Genomic DNA, 26,235 nt, shown 5'->3' with positions numbered 1-26,235 from the left:
GACCACTCACCCATGACCGAAACCAGCTCACCCACGACGGTGTCGACCCTGGCCGGACCGAGCCTTGCCGAATTCGAAGCCGCCCGGCTCATCGTGTCGCGTGTCGCCGAGGTGACCCCGATGGAGAGCTCCCGCTACCTGGCCGACCTGCTCGGTGCGCCCGTGCACCTCAAGTGCGAGAACCTGCAGCGCACCGGCTCGTACAAGATTCGCGGGGCCTTCAACCGGCTCTCCAAGCTCACCGACGAAGAGAAGTCCCACGGCGTCGTCGCCGCCTCCGCCGGCAACCACGCCCAGGGCGTCGCCTTCGCCGCCCGTGAGCTCGGCATCACGGCCACCATCTTCATGCCGATCGGTGTCGCGCTGCCCAAGCTGCAGGCCACCCGGGCCTACGGCGCCGACGTCATCCTGCGCGGCCACACCGTCACCGAACCGCTGCTCGCCGCGGCCGAATACGCCCGGGAGACCGGCGCGATCCTGATTCCGCCGTTCGACCACGCGGATGTCGTCGCCGGCCAGGGCACACTGGGACTTGAAATCCTCGACCAGGTTCCGGACCTCGACACGGTGATCGTGCCGATCGGCGGCGGCGGCCTCATCTCCGGAGTCGCGAGCGCGCTCAAGCAGCGCGCAGCGCTCGCCGGCCGCAGCATCCGCATCATCGGCGTGCAGGCAGCCAACGCGGCCGCCTACCCGCCCTCCCTGGAAGCGGGGGAGGCCACCGCGATCGTCATCGGCCCGACCATCGCCGACGGTATCGCCGTCGCCAAACCGGGCCTGCTGAACTTCGAGATCGTGCGTGCCTGCGTGGACGAGGTCGTCACCGTCAGCGAGGACGACACCGCCCGCGCCCTGCTCGTGTTGCTCGAGCGCGCCAAGCAGGTCGTCGAACCGGCCGGAGCGGTCGCCGTCGCGGCGATCCTCGCCGGCAAGATCACCCCGAGCACGACGGGCGGCTCGACCGTCGCGATTCTCTCGGGTGGAAACATCGACCCGCTGCTGATGCAGCGTGTGATCAGCCACGGCCTCGCGGCATCCGGCCGGTATCTCACGCTGCGCATCATGCTGCCCGACCGTCCGGGCCAGCTCGCCCGTATCTCGGAGTTGCTCGCCGAAGCCACCGCGAACGTCATCGAGGTGTTGCACACCCGCCACGGTGTCGGCCTGCAGATCAGCGAGGTCGAGCTCGACATCAGCGTGGAAACCCGCGGTCCCGACCACCGCCAGCACGTCGTCGACACCCTGCGCGCGGCCGGCTACGACCCGCACTTCGACTGATTCCCGCGGGGTCACCCAGCGGCATCCGCTACTGTCCCGCCCGCGCCGCGAGTGAACGCGGGATACGAAGCGGGGCCCGCCCAACCGAAGTTGAGCGGGCCCCGTCGACGTGACAGTTCAGAACTAGCCGGTGAAGGTCTCCACGTTGAGAATCTCAACCGGGATCTGCTTGCCGTTCGGGGTGGTGTAGGTGGTTGATTCGCCGACTTTCAGACCGATGATCGCGGAGCCGAGCGGGCTCTGCTCGCTGAACACATCGAGGTCGCTGTTGCCGCCGATCTCGCGGCTGCCGATCAAAAAACGGCTTTCGTCGCCGGCGATGGTCGCGGTGATCACGGTGCCGGGAGCGACGATTCCGTTGCTCTCGGGGGCATGGCCGACCTCGGCATTGCGCAGCAGCACGGTGAGCGTGCGGATCCGCGCCTCCATCTTGCCCTGCTCTTCTTTCGCCGCGTGATAGCCGGAGTTCTCTTTGAGATCGCCTTCTTCGCGGGCGGACTCGATCTTCTTCGCGATGTCGATGCGACCGAAGTTGCTCAGGGTATCCAGTTCCGCAGCGAGGCGGTCATATGCTTGCTGGGTCAACCAGGTGACCGTTGTGTCGGTACTCACGGTAGATCTCCTCCGTTCTGCTGCTCCGCGTCAATGGCCGCGCAAGTGCGCCAGTTGGCGCCCGGCCCGCAGATATAGTTGACGCCCCGACGCAACGTCAGGGCGAATATCACAGTTTAGGACAGCCAGCACTCGTAAATCAAACCCGTATTCGGAAGTTCCGTGGTGCGCACAATCTCCGTGAACGAGCGGTTGTACTGGGGGGATGGCGGCAGCTCGATGATCTTCCAGCCGATGACCGTGAAGCTTTCGTTGAGCGCCTGCACCGCGCAGGTCGACGCGCTGTTGACGGGCATCGAAACCTCGAAGGTGACGCTGACGCTGTTGTCGTCGATGATGCTGTGGTGGGTGTCGTTGGCTTCAATGACGACGGATGCGCCGTCCAGGCCCGTCCAGACGATCCAGGCGGTGAGCACGACGGCGAAAACGCCGCCGAGGGCCCACAGAGCGCGCTTGTCGCGAGTGCGAGCGCGCGGCGTTCGCCCGTAGCGTGATTCGAGCGTGGTGCCCTCAGAAGGGCGCCCGGTGGACGCGGCTGTTGGTGTGTCGGCGGTAGGTGTGGGTGGCACTGGCGACTGGACTCCCGGTTCGAACGATGGGCCTCGGCGCGATGCTCAGGCAGCAAGGATTAGGCTTGAGGAAAGTTTATCTGGCATTCCTGAGGAGTACGTTGTGTTGCGACTGCTGGCCGTTCACGCCCACCCCGACGACGAGTCGAGCAAGGGGGCCGCGACCTACGCGTCGTACGTGAGCGCCGGGGCCGAGGTGCTGATCGTGAGCTGTACCGGCGGTGAGCGTGGCAGCATCCTGAACGACGAATTAAACGGCAATGTTATGGCCGAACGGGACATGACTGGCCTCCGCCGCCTGGAGATGAAGCGCGCGCAGCAGGCCCTCGGGGTGCAGCACCGCTGGCTCGGTTACGAGGACTCGGGCATGAACGACGATAAATCGGTGCCGAAGAACTCTTTTGCCGATATCCCGCTGGAATACTCGGCGGAACCGCTCGTGCGCATCATCCGGGAGTTCCGCCCGCAGGTGCTCATCACCTATGACGAAAACGGCGGTTACCCGCACCCCGATCACATTCGTACCCACGAGGTGTCGCTCGAGGCCTATCGGGCAGCGGCCGACCCGGCCCGGTACCCACACACCGGTGCGCCGTGGCAGGTGTCCAAGCTGTACTACGACCGCATCTTCAACCTTGAACGCATCGATGCGATGTACCTCGCCCTGAGTGTGAAGGAGCCGGATTCTCCGCTGCTCGAACCGCTCAGCGAAGCCCGGGAATGGATGAAGGATCGCCCGGAGTTGGCGACCACCCACGTTCCGATCGGGGACTTCCTGGAGGCGAGGGACGCAGCGCTGCGCGCTCATGCCAGCCAGGTCGCCCCGACCAGCAGCTTCTTTTTCTGGCCGAACGATCTCGTACGCGAGGCCTGGCCCTACGAAGACTTTCAGCTCATTGACTCAAAGGTGGACACCGAAATGCCCGAATCCGACCTCTTCGCCGGCATCACCGACGAAGCACAGGACGAATCATGATCGCCTCGGTCACCGCGCCCGTGTTCGCCGCAGCGACCTTCGTGCTGCAGAACTCACCCGGGTCTGACCTCGACCCGAACACGGTCACGCCCGGCCCGATCGGCTTCGCAGCGATCTTTCTCGTGGCCGCGGCCACGATCCTGCTCGGATTCGACATGGTGCGTCGCATTCGTCGCACCACTTACCGGTCGGAGATCAAGGAACGCCTCGAGGCCGAAGTCGCCGCCAAAGACGACACCCGAGGCGACACCCGAGGCGACACCAAACCGGAGTAGCTCCGGCACCGGCCCTTACGGGTAGAGCGGATTCACGGCGATCATTGTAATGGCCGTGAAGTGGCAGAGGAACGCGACGACCGTGAGCGTGTGGAAGATCTCGTGGAACCCGAAGACGCCCGGCACCGGGTTGGGCTTCTTGAGGCCGTAGACGACGGCTCCCACGGTGTAACACAGCCCGCCGACCAGGATCAGCGTCATCATGACGGCGTTCGCGGCGAAGAAGTCGACGATGAAGATCAGCGCGCCATAACTCAGCAGCAGATACAGCGGCACGTACAGCCAGCGCGGCGCGTGGATCCAGAACACCCGGAACGCGATGCCGAGCACGGCGCCGCCCCAGACGATCCAGAGCAGCAGCGTCGCCTTCTCCGGAGGCAGGGCGAGCACGGTGATCGGCGTGTACGACCCGGCGATGAGCAGAAAAATGTTGGCGTGGTCGATCCGCTTGAGAATGATTCGGGTGCGCGGCTTCCAATTGAAGCGGTGGTAAAGCGCTGAGTTGCCGAACAGCAGCATCGAGCTCAGCACGAAGACGAACGAACTCCACTTCGCGGCCGGCCCGTCGGCGACGATGAGCAGCACGATGCCGGCCACGATGGTGACCGGGAAGGTGCCGGCGTGGATCCAGCCGCGCCAGGTCGGCTTGACCTCCTCGGGGTGGGCGTCGGCCGCTTCGATCAGCGGCAGGTGCGTGCTGGAATCCTCGGTTGACATGCTGCAAGACTACGACGTTGGAGGGCGGTCGTTCATGCTGCCGTCACCGCTCGCTGCGGGGTTCGGTCTCCGCGTGTACTAGCGTGACTGTGTGAAGAAACCGCAGGTCCCGCTCGCGCGGGGCATCCTCTACGGGCTGTACCAGCGCCGTTTGCGGCGCGGACTGACCCGTGACAACGTTCCCCGGCACGTTGCCATGATCATCGACGGCAATCGGCGCTGGGCGCGCCAGCTTGGCCTCGACTCGGTCTCGCACGGTCATCGCGCCGGCGCGGCGAAAATGCGTGAATTTCTCGAGTGGTGTGACGACCTGGGCATCAAGACGGTCACGCTGTACCTGCTCTCGGCCGATAACCTCACCAACCGCGAGTCCGAAGAACTGTCCGACCTGTTCGAGATCATCGCGGAACTCGCCGAAGACCTGTCCCACTACCGCGACTGGCGGGTGCAGCAGGTCGGCGCCAAAGCCTGCCTGCCTGATCCTCTGGTCGCCTCCCTCGACGCCGCTGAGGCGCGGACGAGTGCCCAGCGCGGCCTGCACGTCAACCTCGCCGTCGGCTATGGCGGACGCACCGAGATCACCGATGCCATGCGCAGCATCGTGGCGATGCACCTGCTCGAAGGCGGCACCCTCGAGGACCTGGCCGCCACGCTCACGCCCGAACTCATCGGCCAGCACCTGTACACGACCGGCCAGCCCGACCCCGACCTGGTCATCCGCACGTCGGGTGAGCAGCGCCTGAGCGACTTCATGCTGTGGCAGAGTGCGCACAGCGAGTTCTACTTCGTCGAGGCGCTCGGCCCCGACCTGCGCCAGGTCGACTTTCTGCGTGCGCTGCGCGACTTCGCGAAGCGCCAGCGTCGGTACGGCGGTTAGGGTGCCCAGAAAACGACCGGCAGGGGATGCCGCAGCGCAGGCCGCTCTCGCCACCTACCGCAGCGGGTTCCTCGAAGAACCCGGTTACCTCGACTTTGGCCGGGTTGGACCGCTTTCGGCGACGGTGGTCGCGGAGACTCTCGGCCAGACCGACCTGCTCTCCCGGGCCCGTTTCGGCAGCCTCGACGACCTCGACCACCAGCAGGAGCGGGCGATCTCGGCGGTCTCCCACGCCACCGGGTTTCGCGGCGACCAGATCGCCCTGCAGCCCAACACCACGACCGGGCTCATGCACGCCCTATTCGGCCTGACCGGAGAGGTGCTGCTCTCTCCCGCGGACTTTCCGAGCCTGCCCTTCGCCGCGGCGCGAGCCGCCGAAGCCCTGCACGTCGTCACCCCGCTGTGGTTCGATGCCAGCTCCGACCACGGCCGGGTGACACCGGGACTAATCCGGGACCAGCTCACCGAATCCGTCGCTGCCGTGGCGGTCTGCCTGGTCGATTCCCGCACCGGGTTTCGGGTCGATCTGGACGGCATCCGTCAGGTGATCGGAGATCGGCTGCTCATCGTCGACGCCATCCAGGGCTTCGGAGTCGTCGACGCCCCCTGGGAGGTCGCCGACGTGGTCGCCACCGGCGGCCAGAAATGGATGCGCGCGGGCTGGGGCACCGGATTCCTCGCGCTGAGCGACCGGGCCCTCGAGCGCCTGGTGCCGGTGTTCTCGGGTTTCGCCGGGGCCGAGACGGGCGAAGACGGCGGTGACCCCTGGGACGTCATCACCAGGCCCGCCGCGGGAGCCGGAGCATTCCAGGTGAGCAACGGCGACGCGATCGCCCACGCCCGGTTCGCGGCCGCCCTCGATGAGATAAATGCGGTGGGCGTGCCACAGATCGACGCGGCCGTGGCCGACAACGTGAGCCAGCTGATCGACCTCGCCGATGAGTACGCGGTACCGGTGCTCTCCTCCCGCGACGAACGCGAGCGCGCCGGCATTGTGGTGCTCGACCCACCGCGGGAACTCCTGACGCTTCTGAGCGCCTCCCTGCACAACCACGGCGTGACCGTGACGGTGCGCGGCGGTACCGTGCGACTCAGCGTGCACGCCGAGCTCCCGGGCGAGACCGTCGACATGGTCCGGGCGGCGTTCACCTCGTATTCCACCGCGGCGAGTTACTGAAAAGCCCTCCGGCGGTGCCCCCAAATCGGGGGCCGGGGCCCGGAAACGTCAGGTTAACAACACATTGCCACGGGCGTGTCCTCTTCCTTTCTCCAGCCGTGAGACGTAGCGTGGCGCTCATCGGATATGAGATCTGATCGAGACGGCCACCTACGTACGGCTCGAAGCCCTGATTGGGACGCTCTGAGTGGCCGGCTCGCCAAGTGAAAATTCGCGCCAGCCGGCGCAGGGTGGGAGTGGTTGTGACCGCTAACCGAACTGACTACCAGAGCGCAGCCCGAGCGGATTCGTCCGTTGAACAAGCAGAGCGCACCTTCGTGCTCGATACCTCGGTACTGCTCTCTGATCCGAAAGCGATTTTCCGTTTCGCCGAGCATGCCGTCGTGCTGCCGGTCGTGGTCATCAGCGAGCTGGAATCCAAGCGGAACGACCCGGAGATCGGGTATTTCGCCCGCCAGGCTCTGCGCAACCTCGATGAACTGCGGCTGAAACACGAACGCCTCGACTTTCCGATTCCCGTCGGCGAGGGCGGCACCCTGCGCGTCGAACTCAACCACTCGAACATGTCGGTCCTGCCGTCGGGTCTGCAACTGAACGACAACGACTCCCGCATCCTCGCGGTCGCCCTCAACCTCGCCAACGACGGCATGCTGGTCACCGTGGTGTCCAAGGACCTGCCCTTGCGGGTGAAAGCCGCCTCGCTCGGCCTCGCGGCCGATGAGTACCGGCACGAGCTCGCCGTCGACTCCGGTTGGACGGGCATGGACGAGATCACCCTGAGCGCGGAGCAGGTCAGCGATCTCTACGCCAAAGAGCTGCTCACCACCCGCCTCGTGCAGGACATGCCCATCAACACGGGCCTCGTGATCCACTCCGACCGGGGTTCGGCCCTCGGCCGGGTGACCGGCAAGGGTGAACTCAAGCTCGTACGCGGCGACCGCGACGTCTTCGGCCTGCACGGACGCTCGGCCGAGCAGCGCCTCGCGATCGACCTGCTGCTCGACCCGAGCATCGGCATCCTCTCGCTCGGCGGCCGCGCCGGCACGGGCAAGTCAGCGCTGGCTCTCTGCGCCGGCCTCGAGGCGGTGCTCGAGCGCCAGCAGTACCGCAAGATCATGGTCTTCCGCCCGCTCTACGCGGTCGGCGGCCAGGAACTCGGGTTTCTGCCGGGCGACCAGGGCGAGAAGATGGGCCCCTGGGCCCAGGCGGTGTTCGACACCCTCGGCGCGCTGGTCTCCGAGAACGTGCTCGAAGAGGTGCTGGAGCGGGGAATCCTCGAGGTCTTGCCGCTGACGCACATCCGCGGTCGGTCCCTGCACGACGCCTTCGTCATTGTGGACGAGGCCCAGTCGCTCGAACGCAACGTACTGCTCACGGTGCTGAGCCGCATCGGGCAGAACTCGCGGGTGGTGCTCACCCACGACGTGGCGCAGCGCGACAACCTGCGTGTGGGCCGGTTCGACGGGGTCGCGTCGGTCATCGAGACGCTGAAGGGACATCCGCTGTTTGCGCACATGACCCTGACCCGTTCGGAGCGCAGCGCGATTGCGGCGCTCGTCACCGAAATGCTGGAGGGCAACGAGGTTCTGTAGTTCTTGAGGAGTGAGATGGTCGCCGTGGCGGCGAATCATTCGCTCCTCAGCTCAAACAATGAGGAGAAGGGATGGACCCCGGATAAAGCGCCCGGGGTCCATCCCTTCTCCTCATAACTCGACACCCCGCGAATAATCCGCAGCCGCGGCGCTGTGCCCCCCACCTCAGGGAGGGGAGGGGCAAGCGGCGGTTGCGCGGGCGGAAACGGTGCCGTCCGGGCGCAGCCGTAGTTTGCTCGTGTTGGCGGCGCGCTACTTCTTCTGCGGGGGACGCGTCATCGAGAGCACGTCGAGAGCGCTGTCCAGCTGCTCGAGCGTGAGGTCGCCGCGCTCGACGTGGCCGAGGGCGATGACCGACTCGCGCACGGTGAGGCCGTCGGCGACGGCCTTCTTGGCGACCTTGGCGGCGGCTTCGTAGCCGATGACCCGGTTGAGGGGCGTGACGATCGACGGGGACTTCTCGGCGAGGGCACGCGCGTGCTCGACGTTGGCGACGAGGCCGTCGACGGTCTTGTCGGCGAGCACGCGGGTGGCGTTGCTGAGCAGGCGGATCGACTCGAGCAGTGCGGTGCCCATCACCGGGATGGCGACGTTGAGCTCGAACGAGCCCGAGGCGCCCGACCAGGCGATGGTGGCGTCGTTGCCGATGACTCGCGAGCAGACCATGAGCACGGCCTCGGGGATGACCGGGTTGACCTTGCCGGGCATGATCGAGGAGCCCGGCTGCAGGTCGGGGATGTTGATCTCGCCGAAGCCCGTGTTCGGGCCGGAGCCCATCCAGCGCAGGTCGTTGCAGATCTTGGTGAGGCTCACGGCGATGGTGCGCAGGGCACCGGATGCGTCGACGAGGCCGTCGCGGTTGGCCTGCGCCTCGAAGTGGTCGCGGGCTTCGGTGATCGGCAGTTCGGTCTCGGTGACGAGCAGTTCGATGACGAGCTGCGGGAAACCGGCGGGCGTGTTGATGCCGGTGCCGACCGCGGTGCCGCCGAGGGGAACCTCGGAGATGCGGGGGAGCGCGGTGCGGATGCGCTCGATGCCGAGGCGCACCTGGCGGGCGTAGCCGCCGAACTCCTGGCCCAGGGTGACCGGGGTTGCGTCCATCAGGTGGGTGCGGCCGGCCTTGACGGCCTCTTTCCACAGTTCGGCCTTGGTCTCGAGGGCGACGGCGAGGTGGTCGAGCGAGGGGATGAGCTCGTCGATGAGCGCGCTCGTGACGGCGATGTGCACCGACGTGGGGAACACGTCGTTGGAGGACTGGCTCGCGTTGACGTGGTCGTTGGGGTGCACGGCGCTGCCGAGCGACCGGGTCGCGAGGGTCGCGATGACCTCGTTCATGTTCATGTTCGAGGAGGTTCCGCTGCCCGTCTGGTAGACGTCGATCGGGAACTCGGAGTCGTACTTGCCGGTGATGACCTCGTCGGCGGCCGCGGCGATCGCCTGGGCAATCGCGTTGTCGAGAACGCCGAGCTGGGCGTTGGCGAGGGCCGCGGACTTCTTGATGCGGGCGAGGGCTGCGATCTGTGCGGATTCCAGCGTGGAGCCGGAGATCGGGAAGTTTTCGACGGCGCGCTGCGTCTGGGCCCCGTAGAGGGCGGCACTCGGAACCCGCACCTCTCCCATCGTGTCGTGTTCGATCCGGTAACCGGCGTTTTCAGAGTTGTCCACCACTGTGTGCATTCCCTTTCGGTGCTGTATGAAGTCATACCTAATGAAGTCGTGCTCTATCTGCAGCGCGGAAGAATAGCCCGAAGGCCTAGATCACTCCCACGACGATGTTGGGGTCGGCCTGGCCTTGGGCCAGCCGGTAATTCGCGCCGACGATAGCCAATGTACCGTCTGCGATGGCGTCGCTGATGATCTCCGACCGCTCGAGCAGTTCGGCGACCGTGTCTCGCAGGTGTTCGCGGCCGACGGATGCCGCATCCACGGTCTCAGGAACGACGAACGCGGCATCCGCCACGCCGCTGACCCGGCGCACGGCCGGGATGATCTTGGAGATGATGTGGCCGATGTGCGGCGGCAGGGGCGTGGCATCCTCGGCCTGGGAGTCGATGGCGGCCCGCACGGCGCCGCACTCGTCGTGACCGAGCACCAGGATGAGCGGCACGTGCAGCACCGCCACGGCGTATTCGAGCGAGCCGAGCACCGAGGTGGAGATGATCTGGCCGGCGTTCCGAATCACGAAGAGGTCACCGAGGCCCTGGTCGAAGATGATCTCGGCCGCGAGCCGCGAGTCGCTGCACCCGAAGAGTGCGGCGTGGGGCGTCTGCTTGTGGGTGAGTTCGGCGCGGCGGTCGACGTCGGCCCGGTGCCGGGGCGCACCGGTCACGAAGCGGTGGTTGCCGTCGACCAGGTCCTGCCAAGCTTCGGCCGGCGTGGGCAGGTCAGCGCCCGTGGGCCCGGCGGATGCGAGGGGGGTCACGAGGCGTCGTTCGCCAGGATCGTGGGGGACGAGAGCCGGGCGAGTTCGGCGAATTCGGCGGGGTCGGCGGTGCCGAGCAGCAGGTAGGTGCTGTCACCGGCCGCGGTGACGAGGGCGTACTCGAAGTTGCCCTGGTCGCTCGTGGCGGGGTTCACGTAGACGTCCCACTGCACGCCCTCGATCATCAGGGTCTGGGAGACGGGGGTGTCGCCGACCTGCTGGGAGAGCCAGGTGGGGTTCGCGTCGAAGCCCTGGGTGAGGCCGATGAACTGGTTTTCGGGGGTCAGCAGCCCGATGTACCAGGCGGAGACGCCGTCGGTACCGCCGGAGCGGTACTCCGCCGCGTTGGCCCGCCACTCAGAGGGCAGCTCGGGACTGAGCAGCGGTTCGTCGACGGCTGTCTGCAGTTGCGCCGCCGTCGCCTGGTAGTCCACGTCGAGCAAGATCGGGTTGTCGTTGCGCGGCACGAGCAGCACGATCACCAGGACCAGCCCGAGGGTCGCCAGCAGTGAGAGCACGAGGTTGTTCAGGGTCTTGCGCGACCGATAGTTGCGCGAGCCCGTGGCGAGGCGTTCCGCCGTCTCCTCACGGGTTTCGGGTCGGCCGAGTTCGGCCACGATGCGGGGCTCGCGCTTGGAACGGCTCATTCGGCGGCGGCCTGCTGGCGGGCGCGAGCCGCGTCGAGGCGGGCCTTCGCTCCGATCAGCCATTCTTCGCAGCGTCCGGCGAGGGCTTCGCCGCGTTCCCACAATGCCAGGGAGTGCTCGAGGGTGTTGGATCCCTGCTCCAGCTCGCTGACCACGCGCACGAGTTCGTCGCGGGCCTGCTCGTAGCTGAGTGTGCTCAGGTCGGTGGCGTTCGAGGAATCGGAGGCGGAAGTCGTCATGGCATCCATTCTATTTTGAAACGGCAGGCACGACGCCCGCCGCCACGGTGATGCGCAGCTCGGTGCCCGCCGGGGCGTCCGGTGCGGTGCGCAGCACGGCGCCGCCGGGCAGCTGCACGATCGCGTAGCCTCGGTCGAGGGTGCCCTGGGGGGACAGCGCCCGCAGCTGGGAGCGAAGGTCGTCGACCACGGTGCCCGCGCGCTCCACGATGCGCTCGACGAGTTCGCTGCCGCGCGCGACATAACGCGTGAGGTCCTCGGAGCGGGAGTCGATGATCCAGGTCGGGGTGCTCAGAACCGGACGGCTGCGCAGCTGGGTCAGTCGGTCGACTTCGGTCGACAGCACGCCGGTGAGGCGGTTGCTGAGCCGGGCGCGGGCCTGCTGCACCCGGTTGAGTTCGTCGGTGACGTCGGGGACGACGCGTTTGGCGGCATCCGTCGGCGTGGACGCCCGCAGGTCGGCGACGTCGTCGAGCAGCGGGCGGTCGTTCTCGTGGCCGATCGCGCTGACCAGCGGGGTGGTGCAGGCCGCAGCGGCCCGCAGCAGGCTCTCGTCGCTGAACGCGAGCAGGTTTTGAAAGTCGCCGCCGCCGCGGGCGACGATGATGACGTCGACCTCGGGGTCGGCATCGAGGCGCTGGATGCCCGCGGTCACCTCGGCGACGGCACGGTCACCCTGCACCGCAGCGTAGGCGAGGCGAAACTCCACGGCGGGCCAGCGCAGCTGCGCGTTGCGGATCACGTCTTTCTCGGCGTCGGAGTCCTTGCCGGTGACCAGGCCGATGCAGGCCGGAAGGAACGGGAGCGCGATCTTGCGGGACCGATCGAAGAGCCCTTCCCTGGCGAGCTGGGCGCGCAGGCGTTCGAGGCGTTCGAGCAGGTCGCCGATTCCTACGTGCCGCAGGTCGAAAACCTGCATGGTGAGGGTGCCGCCCTTGACCCACCAATTGGGTTTGACGAGGGCGATGACCCGGTCGCCCTGCTTGAAATCAGCGGTGAGGCGGGACTTGACCGAGGACCAGATCGTGAAGCTGACGGTGGCGTCTTCACCTAAGTCTTTGAGCTTGCCGTAGACGTTGCCGCCGCTGCCGCCCCACTGGGTGACCTCTCCTTCAACCCAGACGGTGCCGAGTCGTTCGATGTAACCGCGGATCTTGTTCGACAACAACGCGACCGGCCACGGTGTTTCGAGTGTGGCGGGTGCATCCGTCATCTGGGTTCCTCTCGGGTCGTGCTACTCACAGGGCGTTCAGCGTTGCTCGCCTAGACTGGATCGGTGACCCTGAGTGCAGAATCATCCCGCCCCACGCCCACCACGATGCCTGCCGCCCCGACAGCCATCGGCCTCGGCATGCCTCGGATCCCGAGCGTGCGCAACAGGCTCAAGGATACCCCGGTCATCGGACACAAACGGGTGCTGCTCGCCGCCCCGCGTGGCTACTGCGCCGGCGTCGACCGAGCCGTGATCGCCGTGGAAAAGGCCCTCGACCTGTACGGGGCGCCGGTCTACGTGCGCAAGCAGATCGTGCACAACACCCACGTGGTCAGTGAGCTCGAGAAACTGGGCGCCATCTTCGTCGACGAGGTCGACGAGGTTCCCACCGGGTCGCACATCGTCTTCAGCGCGCACGGCGTCTCGCCGGCGGTGGTCAACGCCGCCGCGGCCCGTGGCCTGCAGGCCATCGATGCCACCTGCCCGCTCGTCACCAAGGTGCACCGTGAAGCCGTGCGTTTCGCCCGCGACGACTTCCAGATTTTGCTGATCGGCCACGAAGGCCACGAAGAGGTCGAGGGCACCGCCGGGGAAGCCCCCGAGCACACGACCCTCGTCGGCAGCCCCGACGAGGCCGACACCATCGAGGTGCGCGACCCCACCAAGGTCGTCTGGTTGTCGCAGACCACGCTCAGCGTCGACGAGACCATGGAGACCGTGCGCCGCCTGCGGGCCCGGTTCCCGCTGCTGCAGGACCCGCCGAGCGACGACATCTGCTACGCCACCCAGAACCGCCAAGTGGCGATCAAGAAGGTCGCCGAAGACGCCGAACTGGTCATCGTCGTCGGATCGGCGAACTCGTCCAACTCCGTGCGCCTGGTCGAGGTCGCCCTCGAATACGGCGCTACGGCCGCCTACCGGGTCGACTATGCGAGCGAGGTCAAGCAGGAGTGGCTCGACGGCGTGACGACCGTCGGCGTGACGAGTGGGGCATCCGTTCCGGAAGAACTCGTCGACGAACTGCTGCGCGATCTCGCCGACGCCGGCTTCGGCGACGTGACGCAGGTCAAGACCGCCGAGGAAGACCTGCTCTTCTCGCTCCCCAAGGAGCTGCGCAAGGACCTCGCCGGCAAGACGGATGCCCGCGCCCTCGGCGGCCGCATCGCCTCCAACGACTAGGGCTGGCCCGAGACCGACTAGGGCTGGCTGTAGAAGGACAGCACGTTGGTATCGGTCACGAGAACGACGATCATGAAGACGAAGAGCACGACACCGGCGATGACGGCGCCGATGATCGGCAGGTAGAAGGAGCGTTTGCCGCGCACCATCAGCGACACCGACAGGGCTGCGGTCGCCGCCCAGATCAGCCCCTCGAGAATGCTGCCAACGAGAAGTGTTGCCGAGACGGATGCCGCGGGCACGTACGTGCCGAGGCCCTGACCCGTGTACAGCTGTTGCATGACCGTCGGAACAGCGCTGAACGATGAGACAGCAGAGAACGTGGCAAACAGTCCGATGAACAGCAACGTGATCGTCACATAGCGGTCCCAGGCCGGCACGGCGCGCAGCAGGGTGTTGGTCGGCTGGGCCCCCGCCGGGGCCGGCTTCGCCTCGATGGGCTTGAAGGTCGCGGTCTTCGCGGCCGTCTCCGGTTTGGCGGCTTTGGTGGGTTTGTCGGCCTTGGTAAACCTGCCGGGCTTGTCGGCTTTACCGGGTGCTGCCACGTCGGTCGCCGGGCTTGCTGTCGTGCTCGCAGCCGTGGTCGCAGCGTGGGCATCCGCCCTCGGTTCCCAGACCCAGCCCTCGGGCGCGAGCTCGCCGTACTGGGGCCGAGGCCTGCGGTCGACCGGCGGGGTGCCGGAGGGCGTGGGTGCGGCGGTGTCAGACATTATTTCTGTAGCTCCTGGTTCAAAACGCAGCATGGGTCGAAGTGCGGGCTGGATACACCCGCGTCTTCGACCCATTCTGCCCGATCTGCCTGAATCCGGCCGGTCTAGCTGTTCGAGTGCCCGGCGGAACCGAGCTGGCGGGTCGCGTCGACGACGCGGGCGGCCATGGCCGACTCGGCGATCTTGCCCCAGGCGCGCGGGTCGTAGACCTTCTTGTTGCCGACTTCGCCGTCCACCTTGATGACCTTGTCGTAGTTCTTCAGCATGTAGTCCGCGATCGAACGGGTGAACGCGTACTGGGTGTCGGTGTCGATGTTCATCTTCACGACACCGTTGCGCACGGCCTCGGCGATTTCGGCGTCCGTGGAGCCGGAGCCACCGTGGAAGACGAGGTCGAGGGGTAGGTCAGCGGTGCCGAACTTCGCGGCGAGGCCGGTCTGGATGTCCTTGAGCAGTTCGGGGCGGAGCTTCACGTTGCCGGGCTTGTAGACGCCGTGCACGTTGCCGAACGTGAGGGCGGCCATGTAGCGGCCCTGCTCGCCCAGGCCGATGGCCTCGACCATCTTGACGGCATCGTCCAGGGTTGTGTACAGGTTTTCGTTCACGTCGGCCTGCACACCGTCCTCTTCTCCGCCGACAGCGCCGATCTCCACTTCGAGAATCGCGTTGATCGCGCGGGTGCGCTTGAGGACATCCGTCGCCACCGTCAGGTTCTCGCCCAGCGGGATGGCGGAGCCGTCCCACATGTGGCTCTGGAAGATGGGGTTGCGTCCGGCCTTGACCTCGTCCTCCGAGGCCGCGATGAGGGGCATCACGAAGTCGCCGAGGGCGCCCTGCGGGCAGTGGTCGGTGTGCAGGGCGACGGTGATCGGATAGTTGTCGGCGACGGCGTGCACGAAGGCCGCGAAGGCGAGGGCTCCCGAGGCGCGGTTCTTCACGGTGTGGCCGGCGAAATAGTCAGCGCCGCCGGTGGTGACCTGGATGATGCCGTCGGAGCCGGCTTCCGTGAGGCCCTGCAATACCGCGTTGATGCTCTGCGACGACGACACGTTGAACGCCGGGTAGGCGAATCCTCCGGTCTTGGCCTTGTTCAGCATTTCGGCGTACTGGTCGGGGGTGGCGATGGGCATAGCGTCTCCTGAAAGGTAAGCGGCTTAGTCGCCTCCACCCTACCGACTGTGCGGCCCGATCAGGCCGGGGCGTGCCGCACGGGAGGCGCGGGGCGGTCAAACGGAGCTACGGGCGCGCTAGGCTCCTGTGGGCGGGAGAATTCGCGCGATTCCGGCGCATCCGTCGCCACCGATGTCGAATCTACGTCCGGGAGGACCTACTGTGAACAGCCCCGAATCCGCCATCCTCTACTCCCACCCCGATCGCAACCTCGCGATGGAACTCGTGCGTGCCACCGAGGCCGCCGCGATTCGTGCCGTGCCGTTCATCGGCCGCGGCGACAAGAACGCCGCCGACAAGGCCGCCGTCGACGCCATGCGCGCGTTCCTCGGCACCGTCAATTTCGATGGCCTCATCGTCATCGGCGAGGGCGAAAAAGACGAAGCCCCGATGCTCTTCAACGGCGAGCGTGTCGGCAACGGCCGCGGCCCGGCCTGCGACATCGCCGTCGACCCGATCGACGGAACGAGCCTCACCGCCGCCGGCCGTCAGAACGCCCTCTCGGTGATCGCCGTCTCGTCCCGCGGCACCATGCTCGACGCCTCGTCGGTGTTCTACATGGACAAGATCGTCACCGGCGCCGCCGGCCGCGGCGTGGTCAGCCTCGACCAGTCCATCGGCGACAACATTCGCGCCTACTCGCAGGCGACCGGCAAGCCCGTCGACGAGATGGTGCTCGCGGTCCTCGATCGCCCGCGCCACGAGCAGCTCATCGACGAAATCCGCAGCGCCGGCGCCGGAACGCGCCTGATGCTCGACGGTGACGTCGCCGGCGGCATCAACGCCGCCCGCTACGAGACCCGCATCGACATGTGCGTCGGCATCGGCGGCAGCCCCGAGGGCATCACCACCGCGTGCGCGATCAAGGCACTCGGCGGATACATGCAGGGCCGCCTCGCCCCGGCCGAGAACGAAAAAGAGAAGGCCATCGCTGCGGGCCTCGACCTGAACAAGCTCCTCGAAGTCGAAGACATGGTCAGCGGCGATAACACCTTCTTCGTCGCCACCGGCGTGACGGATGGCGGACTCGTCGACGGTGTGCGTCGCAAGGGCCCGATGATCCGCACCGAGAGCATCGTGCTGCGCTCCCGTTCGGGCACGGCTCGCCGTGTCATCGCGGAGCACCAGGCCGCGAAGTGGCTCTAACCCCGGCCCAGCCGGTCTTGTAACACCCTGCACGTCCCGCGAGAGCGGGTGACTTCGACGGATCCTTGGATCGAGCATGTCGAGATCACCCGCTCTCGCGGCGTTAACGCATCGGTCAGCGCGACTGCTCGAGTTCGGCGACGAACTCATAAGCCGCGAGCTCCCGGGTGGGCTCGTCGATGCCAGCGAGCGGGGCGAGAACGATCGACTCGTCGAGGGCGTTGAGCTTGCGGGCCGTCGGCAGCACCTGGCGTTCCATCGAACCGACGAAGCCGTTGTAGTCCTTCACCGTGCGCTCGATCGACCGCCCCAGCTTCTCGATGTGCGTCGCCGTGACCGACAGCCGGGTGTACAACTCCCGGCTGAGGTCGAAGAGCACCTTGGCGTCGTGCGTGAGCACGTCCTGCTGCCAGCTGAACGCGACGGTCTTCAGCACCGACCACAGGGTGACCGGGGAGGCGAGCGCGACCCGCTTGCTGAACGCGAACTCCATGATCGACGGGTCTGCTTCGAGCGCCGACGACACGAGCGACTCGCTCGGGATGAACGCGATCACGATCTCGGGGGAGGCCTCGAGCCCCTGCCAGTAGGCCTTGCCGCCAAGCGCGATGATGTGGTCTCGCACGGCCTTTACGTGGGCTTTCATGAGCGTGGCCCGACGGTCACCCTCGGCTCCCGTGGCCGTCGCCGGAATCTGGCTGGCCTCGAGGAACGCGGTGAAGGGCACCTTCGCGTCGACGGCGATGTTCTTGCCGCCCGGCAGGTGCACGACCATGTCGGGCCGGCCCGCGCCGGCATCGGAGCTGATGCTCGCCTGCACGTCGAAGTCGACCCGTTCGAGCAACCCCGCGGCTTCGACTACGCTGCGCAGCTGGGTCTCACCCCAGACCCCACGGGTGCTGTTCGCCCGAAGAGCGGATGCGAGCGACTCGGCGGTGCGACTGAGTCGTTCTTCGGACTCGGTCGCGAACCGCAACTGTTCGCTGATCTCGCCGTGCTGCCGGGTGCGCTGCGCTTCGAGCTCGGACACCTTCTTCTGCATGTCCTGCAGGCTCTCTTTCACCGGCGCGAGCGCCTGCAACACCTTGCTCTCCTGCTGGTCATGTTCGGCGCGTGCCGCCTGGTCGCTGTGCCGGCGTTCGTCGAGCTCGCGGTACTGCTGCCGCACATCCACGATCTGGCCGCGCAGGCCGTCGACCGTTGCGAGGGCCGCCGACAGCTCGGCCTGCAAGGCGCCGCGAACGGATGCCTCACCCGCCCGGATCTCGGCCACTGCGACCTGGTGCCGTGCCTCGATCATCGCCGGGTCGACCGTGAGCGGTCGCCCGCCCGAGCGCCGAGCCAGCACGACGTAGGCGAGCAGCGCACCGAGCAGCGCACCGATGATGAGGCCGAGGATCAGGCTGAGAGTGTCCATGCGAATAAGTGTGACAGCAGCCTCTGACACTCCCCGCGAGGCGTGCCGTTACGAGACGGATTACGCTACTGCAGGGCCATCGGCCCATGGTTCGCGGCGTGCTCCTGTGTGGCCACCGGCCCGATGACGCCGATCTTGACGCGCAGAAAGCGGGCGAGTCCGCCGAGAGTTTTCGAGTCGTGCACCTGCGCGGCGTGGATGATGATGGCGGCGCAGGCCTCGGCATCCGCCAATGCGTTGTGGTGCGAGAACCCCTCGAAGCCCGCGGCCAGGGCGGCGCTCGGCAGCCGATACGAGTCGAGGTGGTAGGTGCGGCGGGCCACCTGCAGGCTGCAGACGTACTCAAAATCGGGCACGACCTGGCCTGTGACCGTGGATGCGGTCTTGATGACCCCGAGGTCGAAGCCGGCGTTGTGCGCCACGAGCGGGTCGCCGTCGGCGAAGGCGACCAGCTTCGGCAGCTGCTCGGCCCAGGTGTCGGCGCCCACGACATCCGCTGCCCGCAGGCCGTGGATCTTCGTGTTCCATTCCAGGAAGGTGTCGTGCCCGGGCGGGGGTTGAATCAGCCAGTACACCTTGTCGACGACCTTGCCGTCGTGCACCTTCACCAGCCCGACCGAGCAGGCTGAGGCGCCCGATGAGTTGGCGGTTTCGAAATCGATAGCGGTGAAATTCAGCACCCGTCATGGTCTCACGAGCCACCGACACGCCCGCCGACAGCGCCCCCTGTGCGAAACGGTAGACTGGATTCTCGTGGCTCTTACAATTGCAATCGTCGGACTGCCCAATGTCGGCAAGTCCACCCTCTTCAACGCGTTGACCAAAAACAACGTACTCGCGGCGAACTACCCGTTCGCCACCATCGAGCCGAACGTCGGAATCGTGAACCTTCCCGATTCCCGCCTCGCCGATCTCGCGACCATCTACGGCAGCAAGACCCTGCTGCCGGCCCCGGTGTCCTTCGTCGACATCGCCGGCATCGTGCGCGGCGCCAGTGAAGGGGAGGGGCTCGGCAACAAGTTCCTCGCCAACATTCGCGAAGCGGATGCGATCGCCCAGGTCATCCGCGGATTCGCCGACCCCGACGTGGTACACGTCGACGGCAAGGTCAACCCCGCCGGCGACATGGAGACGATCAACACCGAGCTGATCCTCGCCGACCTGCAGACCCTCGAAAAGGCCGTGCTGCGCTTCGAGAAAGAGGTTAAGGGCCGCAAGCTGCCCGCCCTCGTGCTCGAGACCGCGATCAAGGCCCAGGCCATTCTCGATGCCGGCCAGCCGCTGTCCTCGGCCACGCTCGACATCGAGCCGATCCGCGAACTCGGCCTGCTGACCGCCAAGCCCTTCATCTACGTCTTCAACGTCGACGAGGCCGTGCTGCAGGACCAGGCCAAGCTCGACACCCTCGCGGCCCTCGTCGCCCCGGCGAACGCCGTATTCCTCGATGCCAAGCTCGAGAGCGAGCTCAGCGAACTCGATGCCGAGGACGCCGCGGAGATGCTCGCGTCGACCGGTCAGGCCGAGAGCGGTCTCGACCAGCTCGCCCGCATCGGCTTCGACACCCTTGGCCTGCAGACCTACCTCACCGCCGGCCCGAAAGAGTGCCGCGCCTGGACGATCCAGAAGGGCTGGACCGCCCCGCAGGCCGCCGGCGTCATTCACACCGACTTCCAGAAGGGCTTCATCAAGGCGGAGATCTTCTCCTTCGACGACCTGATGGCCGCCGGTTCGATCAACGAGGCCCGCGCCAACGGCAAGGCCCGCATCGAGGGCAAGGAATACGTGATGCAGGACGGCGACGTCGTGGAGTTCCGCTTCAACGTCTAGTTCTGCGTGTGAACGCCCTAGCGCATCACGGTACGAGACAGGGCGAGTGCGCATCGGGCCCGATGCGGGCGCAGGGCTTTCGTCTGGTTCAGGTGTGGGTCCCGACCTGCGTTCTGAGTCGTTTGTGGCAGAAGCCCGCCTTCAGTCTGTTGCCGTCGTCCAGCCCACGTTCGATGCACTCGGCGGTCACCTCTCGATGCGCACCACCGAATAGGTCGTCTCCGGTGTCGGGGGAGTGCCGAAGCGCGCGTTCGGCAGGTAGAGCGCCTTGCGGAACTTAGCAATCGTCGTCGGTACCTCGAAAGCGGGGTCCGAAAGCTGGTCGATGAGCGTGCCGCCGGTGCCCGCTTTGTCGAGGCGGATCACCGCGACCGTGTTCAGCTGGTTCTGAACGACATACAGGGTGCGTCCGGCGACGAGCAGCCCGTCGCCATTGGTGAGCACGACGCCACCAAGATCTACGACCGTTGCGACGCCGGTCTCGGGTTCGACGCGGAAGAGGATTCCGGTGGAGGACTGGATGACGAGGAGCGCCTGTCGATCGGGGGTCTCCGCGATGCCGTTCGCGTTGAAACCCGCGCCCTGCACCCAGTCGCCCGACAGCGGAAGGACTTCGATTGCATCAGGTTCCGGGAGCGCACCGGATGGTCCGAGGGGGAGCTTGTAGAGTTGCGCCCGTTGGCTGTCCGTGAACCACGCTGCGTCGCGCGTGACGACGACGTCGTTCACGAACGTCGGGTCTTCAGAAAGGGTGTAATTCTGCAGGAGGCGGCCCGTGGTCGCATCGATGACTCGCGCTTCGCCCGTGGCCCCGCCCGCGATGAAGAGCCGACCATCATCGATCTTCAGACCGACCGAGGGAGTGCCCGGACCCTCGAGGGTCCTGATCTCCTCTCCGGAGCGCGCATCAAAGACGTAGATGTCACCGTCGGCCAACGACCCGACGTATGCCGTGCCGCGCTTGCCGATCGTGATGCCCTCGGGTTGAAAACCATTGGGAAGCCCGATCACGTTTTCGATCTCACCCCGGTGTGAGGCGTGGGCCGCGGGTATTCCCGAGACCAGCAGGAGCGCTCCCACTGCGGCGGTAGACAGCGTACGTGTGAAGGTTCGATTCGACATGGTGGTCATAGTACTTCGGCTCGGATACTCGTCAAGGCTTCCGCCAACGGATTGCCCAGAACTGGCACAGAGGCTGGCACAGAGGCTGGCACAGAGCGCATCCTGCACGATGCCGCCTCGACGCTTACGACCCCCACTGCCGGCGAAAGTCTCGTCTGCTTCGTGGCTCGCCAACGTGACGAGTTCGGGTGCGACGGCACCCACCGGTTCGTGGTGCACTATCGAGACAGCGTTGCCGAGATCGCGTTGCGCCCCGTGCCACGGCGGTGCCGTGACAGGGCCGTGGTCACGTTGTCTGGTGACGTAATCCGGTGGGGTTCAGGTTCACCGTTTAGGCTCACACTCCAGGCGCTCGTCGTCCCAGCACCATCGATTGAAGGAGACCCTCGTGCCTGTCATTGCCATCATCGGAGCCGGACCGGGACTCGGCGCAGCCGTTGCGCGCAAGTTCGGACGCGAAGGCTTCTCCATCGCCCTGATAGCCCGGACCCAGCCGAAACTCGACGCGCTGGCGGCCGAGCTCACTGCGGCCGGCTTCACCGCGCACGGCTATGCAGCGGATGTCCGCACGCCGGCATCGCTCGAGGCTGCGCTCGCGAGTGCCGCGGCCGAGCTCGGGCCCATCACGGCGCTGCAGTACAGCCCGCTCCCGTCGCGCGACTACCTGAAGCCGGTGCTGGAACTGACGCCCGAGCTGGCGCTCGAGGCGCTGCAGTTCTCGGCCCTCGGGCTCATCCACGCGGCGCGTGCGGTGCTGCCCAGGATGCGACAGGCGGGTGCCGGCAGCATCATCATGATCAACGGCGGCACCTCGGTGAAGGCTCGCGCGGGCTTTGCCGGCACTTCGGTCGCCTTCCCGGCCGAGAGCGCCTACGGCGAGATGCTGCACGATGCCCTCGAGGAGGAGGGTATTCGGGTCAACCAACTGGTGATCCCCGGCGGCATTCCGCAGCTCCAGCTCCCCAACGGCATCGACGACGTCGCTGATCGCATCTGGGACCTCCACGCCGTCGCCGGCCCGTTCCGCACCATGCTGATCCCGCTCGAAGACGGTCGGGAGTAGATCAGCAAGACCTGAAACCTGCCTGCATTGCCCGCGCGGTGACCTAGCGCACCCCACAGGGCCGCTCTATGGTCGTGGCATGGCCAACCACAACAGCACAGTTTGCGCATGACCACGGTGGAAACCGACAATGACCACCACACAGTCGTTGTTATCGGGGGAGGAAATGCGGGACTGTCCGTCGCTGGTCGGCTGCGCCGGTACGGCGTGACCAATGTGGTCGTGGTCGAGCCACGTGACCAGCATCTCTACCAGCCGATGTTCTCCCACGTGGCCGGCGGCACGGCGCCGGCCTCGATTGCGGTGCGCCCCCAGTCCTCAGTGATGCCGCGCGGTGTCGGCTTGATCAAGGACCGCGCGGTGGATGTGCTGCCGGATTCCGGAGTCGTTGAGCTGGCGTCCGGCAACCGACTCAGCTTCGACCACCTCGTGGTCTGTCCGGGCATCCAGAAGGACTGGCATCGGGTTCCGGGACTGGCCGATGCCATGGACACCCCTTTCGCCGCCTCGCACTATGAGTTCGACCTGGCCCGGAAGGCCTCGCGGCTTCTGCGGGACCTGCGTCGAGGCACCGTGATCTTCACCCAACCCGCCGGGGCCGCCACCTGCGCGGGCGCCGCCCAGAAGCCCATGTACCTCGCGTGCGATTATTGGCGTGCTACCGGGCGGTTGAAGGATATCCGTGTGGTGCTGCTCGTCCCGGACGAGGCCGTTTTCGGTATTCAGATGATCGACCAGGAACTCCGCCGCAAGATCCTGGAGTACGGCATCGAGCTGCGGACGAAAACGGAGCTGCTTGAGGTGGATTCGACAAACCAGACGGTCGTCGTGGGGCGGCCTGGCGGGGGGGCCGCGCGCCTGTCGTACGATGTGCTGCACGTTGTGCCGCCGCAGTCGGCGCCCGATTGGCTCAAGCACACCGCCTTGCCGGCGGCCGGAACCCGCGAGGGCTTCGTCGAGGTCGACCCGGAAACGCTGCGTCATGTGCGTTTCCCGAATGTATGGTCCCTCGGCGACGCCGCGGCGACCAGCAATTCCAAGTCGGGCGGCGCGCTACGCAAACAGACCACGGCGCTGGCCAAAAACCTCACAGCGGTGCTCGCCGGCAAGGAGCCCTCGAAAAAGTATGACGGTTATTCCGTTTGTCCGTTCACTGTGTCTCGATCGACCGTGGTTTTCGCTGAGTTCGACGACAGGTATCGTCAGAAGCCCACGATTCCGTTCTGGAAGGGCCTCGCCCGTGAACGCCGGTTGACCTGGGTCTTCGACCGCCACATCCTGCCCTGGGTGTATTGGCACTTGATCCTCCAGGGTCGCGCCTGAACCCATCCGGATCACGACCAGCCCATCCGGTTCAGCATCTAACTGGTTCAGCAGCTAGCGCAGGGCACGCTCGCTGTGCGGGGTCGGCCGGCAGACGAGCACCGGGCACGGCGCGGAGTGCTGCACCCGGGACGCGGTGCTGCCGAGCAGGATCGTGCGGCTGAGGCCCCGGCTGCCGGAGGCCATCGTGATGAGGTCGGCGTCGAGGTCTTCCGCAGCGCGAATGATCTCCTGGGCGGGGGAGCCGCTGCGGATCTCGGTGTGGATTCTGGGGCCCCAGCCGTCGAATTCCGCGGCAACCCGGTCAACGGTGTCCTTGGCTTCGTCGAGGAAGCTGAGGTCGGTCTGCCCGGGATTTCGTTGCGGACCGAGTTCGTTCACAAACGGCACCGCGGCATACGGGCTCACGACCGCGATGATCGTCACGTCGGTGATCTCCCGGGAATCGGCGATCCACTTGAACTGGCGGGCCCCGGCCAGGGATGCCTGAGATCCGTCGGTGGCGACAATGACGTGCATGGTCACAGCTCCATATCCGAGGGTGTCGCGCCGACGGGTTTTTCCGCTGGCGGCTTCTTCTTGCCGAAGAAGTTCTGAACGAGGTACAGCACGAGCCCCACAGCCAGGAGCCCGGCAACCCAGAACAGCGCCTCCGGGTCATCGATCAGGGTGTACGCCAGCACGGTCAGGTTGCCGAGGATCCCGATGATCAGCAACGGTGTGTTCGCCCGATAGGTGTCCGAACTCTCATCCTTCCCGCGCAGCTTCAGGCAGGCCACGATCACCAGGGCGTAGATGAAGAGCAGGAACACGACCGTGATCGTCGCGAGGCGATCGACGATATCGAGTTGCTCGTCCGCCGGCAGGCCGCCCTGGCTCGTGCGGATCGCCGCACCGATCACCAGCAGTGCACCCACGATTGCGGCGCCGAAGAGCAGCGCAACATATGGACTGCGCCGAGCGGGATGCACCCTGGCGAAGATCGCCGGAACCACGTTCTCGCGGGCCATGCCGTAGAGAATGCGGGATTGGGCGACCACGGTCACCAGAGTGGTATTGCTGATGGCGATCATCGCGATGAGCCCGAAAACGACCAGCATGACCCCGGCCGGGATGAAGAACAGGTCGGCGCGGATGACTTCGAGCAGCGTTTTTCCGGCCAGGGTCTCGATCGGCACGGCCAGCGCCGCGGCGATGGAGACCAGCACGTAGACGACCCCGGCGGTCAGCATCCCGCCGATCAGGGCTCGGGGAAAAGCGCGCGACGGGTTGATGGTCTCCTCGGCCACGTTGGCGGCGTTCTCGAACCCGGTCATGGCGAAGAAGGCCAGTGAGACGCCGGCGAGCACCGCCAAAACGGCAGAACCGCCCTCGGCATCCGCTGTGAACTGCAGCAGAACCGACGGGTCGTTGACGCCCTCGACCAGCGCAATGACACCGATGATGACGACGATGATGAGTCCGCTGACCTCGATGAAGGTCATCACCACGTTGGCGACGACCGATTCGGTGATACCGATCAGGTTGACGACGGTGATCAGGGCGACGAAGACCAGGGCCACCGCGGTGGCGCCCCAGATGGCGTTCGCGGGCAGGCCTACCAGGCCGCTGAAATAACGCACGAAACCGGATGCGAGGGACCCGACGGCCGCCATGTTGGCCGACAGCATGCAGATGGTTATGAAGAAGGTCAGCACCGGGCTGCGAAAGGCCTTATTGATATAGAGTGACGCGCCGGCCGCCTGCGGGTACTTCGTGACGAGCTCGGCGTACGCGAGGCCGGTGATGGTCGCAATGGCGACGCCGGCCAGAAAGGCCATCCAGAAGGCCCCGCCGACGGCCGCAGCGACAAGGCCGACGAGCACGTAGATGCCGGAACCGAGGACATCCCCGACCACATAGAAATAGAGCTGCTTGGTCGTGATCGACCGCTTCAACTCCCCGTGTTGCACGACGTTTCGTTCGGCTGACGTTGTCATGCCGTCACCCTACGGCGATCGAGCATTTGGCCAAGGGCCATTCTTGAGCTTTTCGCTATGCCTGACACTTTTTCTCGGGCAGGCGCAGCTTCAGTGGAGCGTTCGTCGCATCAGAATACGCGGTATTCCGCCCGCAACGGATGTCGTCTCGGCGGCCTTCGTGAAGCCAGCCCGCTCAAACATGGCGCGCGTGCCCACGAACGCCATCGTCAAGTCGACACGCTGCCCACCGTTGTCGACCGGGTAGCTCTCGACGGCTGGTGCCCCGCAGACACGGGCATACTCCACGGCACCGTCGATGAGCGCGCTCGTGATGCCCTGCTTGCGAAACCCGGGACGCACCCGCAGGCACCAGATCGACCAGACCGGCAGGTCATCGATGTGCGGGATCTTGCGCGAGGTCGCAAAGGGGTGCAGCTCGGAGCGGGGCGCCACCCCGGCCCAGCCCACCACCTCGCCGTCGCGAAAAGCGAGCACGCCCGGCGCGATCTCGCGTGTGCACAACGCGCGCACCTTCTCGGCCCGCGCGACACCGGTGAGCTGCCGGTTCTCCTGCGAACTCAACCGCCATGACAGGCACCAGCACACCGATGACTCCGGTTTCTGGGGCGCGAGCATCGTGGACAGCGCAACAAAGTCGTGCGCCGGTTGAACGTCGATGGCAATCGTGTCCTCCGTTCCCGAGGACCCCATCGTGGCACGGAG

General features: G+C 66.3%; 27 protein-coding genes. 11 read left to right on the top strand and 16 right to left on the bottom strand.

What is annotated here, in order from left to right:
• The first annotated feature begins 12 nt into the window (after nt 1-12).
• The gene (ilvA, locus tag D6T64_RS17150) at nt 13-1,278 is read left to right on the top strand and encodes a threonine ammonia-lyase (protein ID WP_119975902.1); all 1,266 of its coding nucleotides are present in this window, start codon (nt 13-15) and stop codon (nt 1,276-1,278) included.
• Nucleotides 1,279-1,401: 123 nt separating this feature from the next.
• On the opposite strand, the gene greA is transcribed toward ilvA, so the two are convergent.
• Together greA and D6T64_RS17140 are read right to left on the bottom strand one after the other, a co-directional pair.
• On the bottom strand, nt 1,402-1,890 hold the full coding sequence (greA, locus tag D6T64_RS17145; protein ID WP_119975901.1) for a transcription elongation factor GreA: 489 nt from the start codon (nt 1,888-1,890) through the stop codon (nt 1,402-1,404).
• A 116-nt stretch (nt 1,891-2,006) separates the two neighbouring features.
• Entirely contained in the window at nt 2,007-2,459 is a 453-nt protein-coding gene (locus D6T64_RS17140; protein WP_119975900.1) for a DUF4307 domain-containing protein, read from the bottom strand.
• 103 nt (nt 2,460-2,562) lie between these two features.
• Between D6T64_RS17140 and mca the strand changes: the two genes are divergently transcribed.
• The gene (mca, locus tag D6T64_RS17135; protein WP_233551317.1) at nt 2,563-3,435 is read left to right on the top strand and encodes a mycothiol conjugate amidase Mca; all 873 of its coding nucleotides are present in this window, start codon (nt 2,563-2,565) and stop codon (nt 3,433-3,435) included.
• Entirely contained in the window at nt 3,432-3,710 is a 279-nt protein-coding gene (locus tag D6T64_RS17130) for a hypothetical protein (RefSeq protein ID WP_119975899.1), read from the top strand. The genes mca and D6T64_RS17130 overlap by 4 nt, the downstream gene beginning before the upstream one ends.
• Before the next feature lie 15 nt (nt 3,711-3,725).
• Here the strand turns inward: D6T64_RS17130 and trhA are convergent, their stop codons facing one another.
• The gene (gene trhA / locus D6T64_RS17125) at nt 3,726-4,427 is read right to left on the bottom strand and encodes a PAQR family membrane homeostasis protein TrhA (protein ID WP_119975898.1); all 702 of its coding nucleotides are present in this window, start codon (nt 4,425-4,427) and stop codon (nt 3,726-3,728) included.
• Between the two features lie 91 nt (nt 4,428-4,518).
• Here trhA and D6T64_RS17120 point away from each other — a divergent pair, with 91 nt between their 5' ends.
• The 3 genes from D6T64_RS17120 (at nt 4,519) to D6T64_RS17110 (ending at nt 8,073) form a co-directional block, all read left to right on the top strand.
• Nucleotides 4,519-5,304: an isoprenyl transferase gene (locus D6T64_RS17120; RefSeq protein WP_119975897.1), complete on the top strand. Its 786-nt coding sequence runs from the start codon at nt 4,519-4,521 to the stop codon at nt 5,302-5,304.
• A gap of 1 nt (nt 5,305) precedes the next feature.
• The gene (locus D6T64_RS17115; RefSeq protein ID WP_233551316.1) at nt 5,306-6,481 is read left to right on the top strand and encodes an aminotransferase class V-fold PLP-dependent enzyme; all 1,176 of its coding nucleotides are present in this window, start codon (nt 5,306-5,308) and stop codon (nt 6,479-6,481) included.
• Between the two features lie 242 nt (nt 6,482-6,723).
• Nucleotides 6,724-8,073, top strand: coding sequence for a PhoH family protein (locus D6T64_RS17110; protein ID WP_233551315.1), 1,350 nt, complete (start codon nt 6,724-6,726; stop codon nt 8,071-8,073).
• Nucleotides 8,074-8,325: 252 nt separating this feature from the next.
• Here the strand turns inward: D6T64_RS17110 and D6T64_RS17105 are convergent, their stop codons facing one another.
• From D6T64_RS17105 to xseA, 5 genes are all read right to left on the bottom strand, one after another.
• A complete protein-coding gene (locus D6T64_RS17105; RefSeq protein ID WP_377011027.1) occupies nt 8,326-9,738 on the bottom strand; it encodes a class II fumarate hydratase in 1,413 nt (470 codons plus the stop codon).
• Nucleotides 9,739-9,826: 88 nt separating this feature from the next.
• The gene (locus tag D6T64_RS17100) at nt 9,827-10,495 is read right to left on the bottom strand and encodes a carbonic anhydrase (RefSeq protein WP_325049809.1); all 669 of its coding nucleotides are present in this window, start codon (nt 10,493-10,495) and stop codon (nt 9,827-9,829) included.
• Entirely contained in the window at nt 10,492-11,142 is a 651-nt protein-coding gene (locus D6T64_RS17095) for a DUF4245 domain-containing protein (RefSeq protein WP_119975895.1), read from the bottom strand. The genes D6T64_RS17100 and D6T64_RS17095 overlap by 4 nt, the downstream gene beginning before the upstream one ends.
• The gene (locus tag D6T64_RS17090; RefSeq protein WP_119975894.1) at nt 11,139-11,390 is read right to left on the bottom strand and encodes an exodeoxyribonuclease VII small subunit; all 252 of its coding nucleotides are present in this window, start codon (nt 11,388-11,390) and stop codon (nt 11,139-11,141) included. Before D6T64_RS17090 ends, D6T64_RS17095 begins: the two co-directional genes overlap by 4 nt.
• 1 nt (nt 11,391) lies before the next feature.
• Nucleotides 11,392-12,594: an exodeoxyribonuclease VII large subunit gene (gene xseA, locus D6T64_RS17085; RefSeq protein WP_119975893.1), complete on the bottom strand. Its 1,203-nt coding sequence runs from the start codon at nt 12,592-12,594 to the stop codon at nt 11,392-11,394.
• 138 nt (nt 12,595-12,732) lie between these two features.
• On the opposite strand from xseA, the gene D6T64_RS17080 reads away from it, so the two are divergent.
• A complete protein-coding gene (locus D6T64_RS17080) occupies nt 12,733-13,773 on the top strand; it encodes a 4-hydroxy-3-methylbut-2-enyl diphosphate reductase (RefSeq protein ID WP_119975976.1) in 1,041 nt (346 codons plus the stop codon).
• Nucleotides 13,774-13,790: 17 nt separating this feature from the next.
• On the opposite strand, the gene D6T64_RS17075 is transcribed toward D6T64_RS17080, so the two are convergent.
• Together D6T64_RS17075 and fbaA are read right to left on the bottom strand one after the other, a co-directional pair.
• Nucleotides 13,791-14,483 carry a DUF6264 family protein gene (locus D6T64_RS17075; protein ID WP_119975892.1) on the bottom strand — a complete coding sequence of 231 codons (693 nt, stop codon included), beginning with the start codon at nt 14,481-14,483 and terminating at the stop codon, nt 13,791-13,793.
• Between the two features lie 104 nt (nt 14,484-14,587).
• Nucleotides 14,588-15,613, bottom strand: coding sequence for a class II fructose-bisphosphate aldolase (fbaA, locus tag D6T64_RS17070; protein ID WP_119975891.1), 1,026 nt, complete (start codon nt 15,611-15,613; stop codon nt 14,588-14,590).
• A gap of 256 nt (nt 15,614-15,869) precedes the next feature.
• On the opposite strand from fbaA, the gene glpX reads away from it, so the two are divergent.
• Nucleotides 15,870-16,799, top strand: a complete 930-nt coding sequence (gene glpX / locus D6T64_RS17065) for a class II fructose-bisphosphatase (protein ID WP_233551347.1) — start codon at nt 15,870-15,872, stop codon at nt 16,797-16,799.
• Between the two features lie 115 nt (nt 16,800-16,914).
• Here the strand turns inward: glpX and rmuC are convergent, their stop codons facing one another.
• Together rmuC and D6T64_RS17055 are read right to left on the bottom strand one after the other, a co-directional pair.
• Complete coding sequence (gene rmuC, locus D6T64_RS17060) at nt 16,915-18,216, bottom strand: DNA recombination protein RmuC (RefSeq protein ID WP_119975889.1); 1,302 nt, start codon at nt 18,214-18,216, stop codon at nt 16,915-16,917.
• Nucleotides 18,217-18,281: 65 nt separating this feature from the next.
• Nucleotides 18,282-18,896 (bottom strand): exonuclease domain-containing protein, encoded by a 615-nt coding sequence (locus D6T64_RS17055; RefSeq protein ID WP_119975888.1) that lies wholly within the window; start codon nt 18,894-18,896, stop codon nt 18,282-18,284.
• 73 nt (nt 18,897-18,969) lie between these two features.
• On the opposite strand from D6T64_RS17055, the gene ychF reads away from it, so the two are divergent.
• Entirely contained in the window at nt 18,970-20,043 is a 1,074-nt protein-coding gene (gene ychF / locus D6T64_RS17050) for a redox-regulated ATPase YchF (protein ID WP_119975887.1), read from the top strand.
• 186 nt (nt 20,044-20,229) lie between these two features.
• Here the strand turns inward: ychF and D6T64_RS17045 are convergent, their stop codons facing one another.
• Entirely contained in the window at nt 20,230-21,165 is a 936-nt protein-coding gene (locus D6T64_RS17045; RefSeq protein WP_199719208.1) for an SMP-30/gluconolactonase/LRE family protein, read from the bottom strand.
• Between the two features lie 388 nt (nt 21,166-21,553).
• On the opposite strand from D6T64_RS17045, the gene D6T64_RS17040 reads away from it, so the two are divergent.
• Nucleotides 21,554-22,228 (top strand): SDR family NAD(P)-dependent oxidoreductase, encoded by a 675-nt coding sequence (locus D6T64_RS17040; protein WP_119975885.1) that lies wholly within the window; start codon nt 21,554-21,556, stop codon nt 22,226-22,228.
• A 108-nt stretch (nt 22,229-22,336) separates the two neighbouring features.
• Complete coding sequence (locus D6T64_RS17035; RefSeq protein WP_119975884.1) at nt 22,337-23,551, top strand: NAD(P)/FAD-dependent oxidoreductase; 1,215 nt, start codon at nt 22,337-22,339, stop codon at nt 23,549-23,551.
• Nucleotides 23,552-23,605: 54 nt separating this feature from the next.
• Here D6T64_RS17035 and D6T64_RS17030 read toward each other — a convergent pair whose 3' ends face one another.
• The 3 genes from D6T64_RS17030 to D6T64_RS17020 form a co-directional block, all read right to left on the bottom strand.
• A complete protein-coding gene (locus tag D6T64_RS17030; protein ID WP_119975883.1) occupies nt 23,606-24,070 on the bottom strand; it encodes a universal stress protein in 465 nt (154 codons plus the stop codon).
• Between the two features lie 2 nt (nt 24,071-24,072).
• Nucleotides 24,073-25,530, bottom strand: a complete 1,458-nt coding sequence (locus tag D6T64_RS17025; RefSeq protein ID WP_119975882.1) for an APC family permease — start codon at nt 25,528-25,530, stop codon at nt 24,073-24,075.
• Between the two features lie 90 nt (nt 25,531-25,620).
• Nucleotides 25,621-26,223: a GNAT family N-acetyltransferase gene (locus D6T64_RS17020; protein WP_119975881.1), complete on the bottom strand. Its 603-nt coding sequence runs from the start codon at nt 26,221-26,223 to the stop codon at nt 25,621-25,623.
• Nucleotides 26,224-26,235: the final 12 nt, after the last annotated feature.

The organism is Cryobacterium melibiosiphilum, from assembly GCF_003602235.1.
GTDB classification, from domain to species: Bacteria; Actinomycetota; Actinomycetes; order Actinomycetales; family Microbacteriaceae; genus Cryobacterium; species Cryobacterium melibiosiphilum.
The sequence above is the reverse complement of the archived record's forward strand: the minus strand, read 5'-3'. Positions and strand labels throughout refer to the sequence as shown.

What these genes read in the sequence shown, in the direction of transcription:
- D6T64_RS17080 (WP_119975976.1), top strand. Translation starts at nt 12,733, where the DNA reads ATGCCTCGGATCCCGAGCGTGCGCAACAGGCTCAAGGATACCCCGGTC.
- rmuC (WP_119975889.1), bottom strand. Translation starts at nt 18,216, where the DNA reads ATGGACACTCTCAGCCTGATCCTCGGCCTCATCATCGGTGCGCTGCTC.
- D6T64_RS17130 (WP_119975899.1), top strand. Translation starts at nt 3,432, where the DNA reads ATGATCGCCTCGGTCACCGCGCCCGTGTTCGCCGCAGCGACCTTCGTG.
- D6T64_RS17075 (WP_119975892.1), bottom strand. Translation starts at nt 14,483, where the DNA reads ATGTCTGACACCGCCGCACCCACGCCCTCCGGCACCCCGCCGGTCGAC.
- D6T64_RS17035 (WP_119975884.1), top strand. Translation starts at nt 22,337, where the DNA reads ATGACCACGGTGGAAACCGACAATGACCACCACACAGTCGTTGTTATC.
- D6T64_RS17025 (WP_119975882.1), bottom strand. Translation starts at nt 25,530, where the DNA reads ATGACAACGTCAGCCGAACGAAACGTCGTGCAACACGGGGAGTTGAAG.
- D6T64_RS17020 (WP_119975881.1), bottom strand. Translation starts at nt 26,223, where the DNA reads ATGGGGTCCTCGGGAACGGAGGACACGATTGCCATCGACGTTCAACCG.
- glpX (WP_233551347.1), top strand. Translation starts at nt 15,870, where the DNA reads ATGGAACTCGTGCGTGCCACCGAGGCCGCCGCGATTCGTGCCGTGCCG.
- D6T64_RS17095 (WP_119975895.1), bottom strand. Translation starts at nt 11,142, where the DNA reads ATGAGCCGTTCCAAGCGCGAGCCCCGCATCGTGGCCGAACTCGGCCGA.
- D6T64_RS17045 (WP_199719208.1), bottom strand. Translation starts at nt 21,165, where the DNA reads ATGTCGAATCGAACCTTCACACGTACGCTGTCTACCGCCGCAGTGGGA.
- D6T64_RS17090 (WP_119975894.1), bottom strand. Translation starts at nt 11,390, where the DNA reads ATGGATGCCATGACGACTTCCGCCTCCGATTCCTCGAACGCCACCGAC.
- fbaA (WP_119975891.1), bottom strand. Translation starts at nt 15,613, where the DNA reads ATGCCCATCGCCACCCCCGACCAGTACGCCGAAATGCTGAACAAGGCC.
- trhA (WP_119975898.1), bottom strand. Translation starts at nt 4,427, where the DNA reads ATGTCAACCGAGGATTCCAGCACGCACCTGCCGCTGATCGAAGCGGCC.
- xseA (WP_119975893.1), bottom strand. Translation starts at nt 12,594, where the DNA reads ATGACGGATGCACCCGCCACACTCGAAACACCGTGGCCGGTCGCGTTG.
- D6T64_RS17030 (WP_119975883.1), bottom strand. Translation starts at nt 24,070, where the DNA reads ATGCACGTCATTGTCGCCACCGACGGATCTCAGGCATCCCTGGCCGGG.
- ilvA (WP_119975902.1), top strand. Translation starts at nt 13, where the DNA reads ATGACCGAAACCAGCTCACCCACGACGGTGTCGACCCTGGCCGGACCG.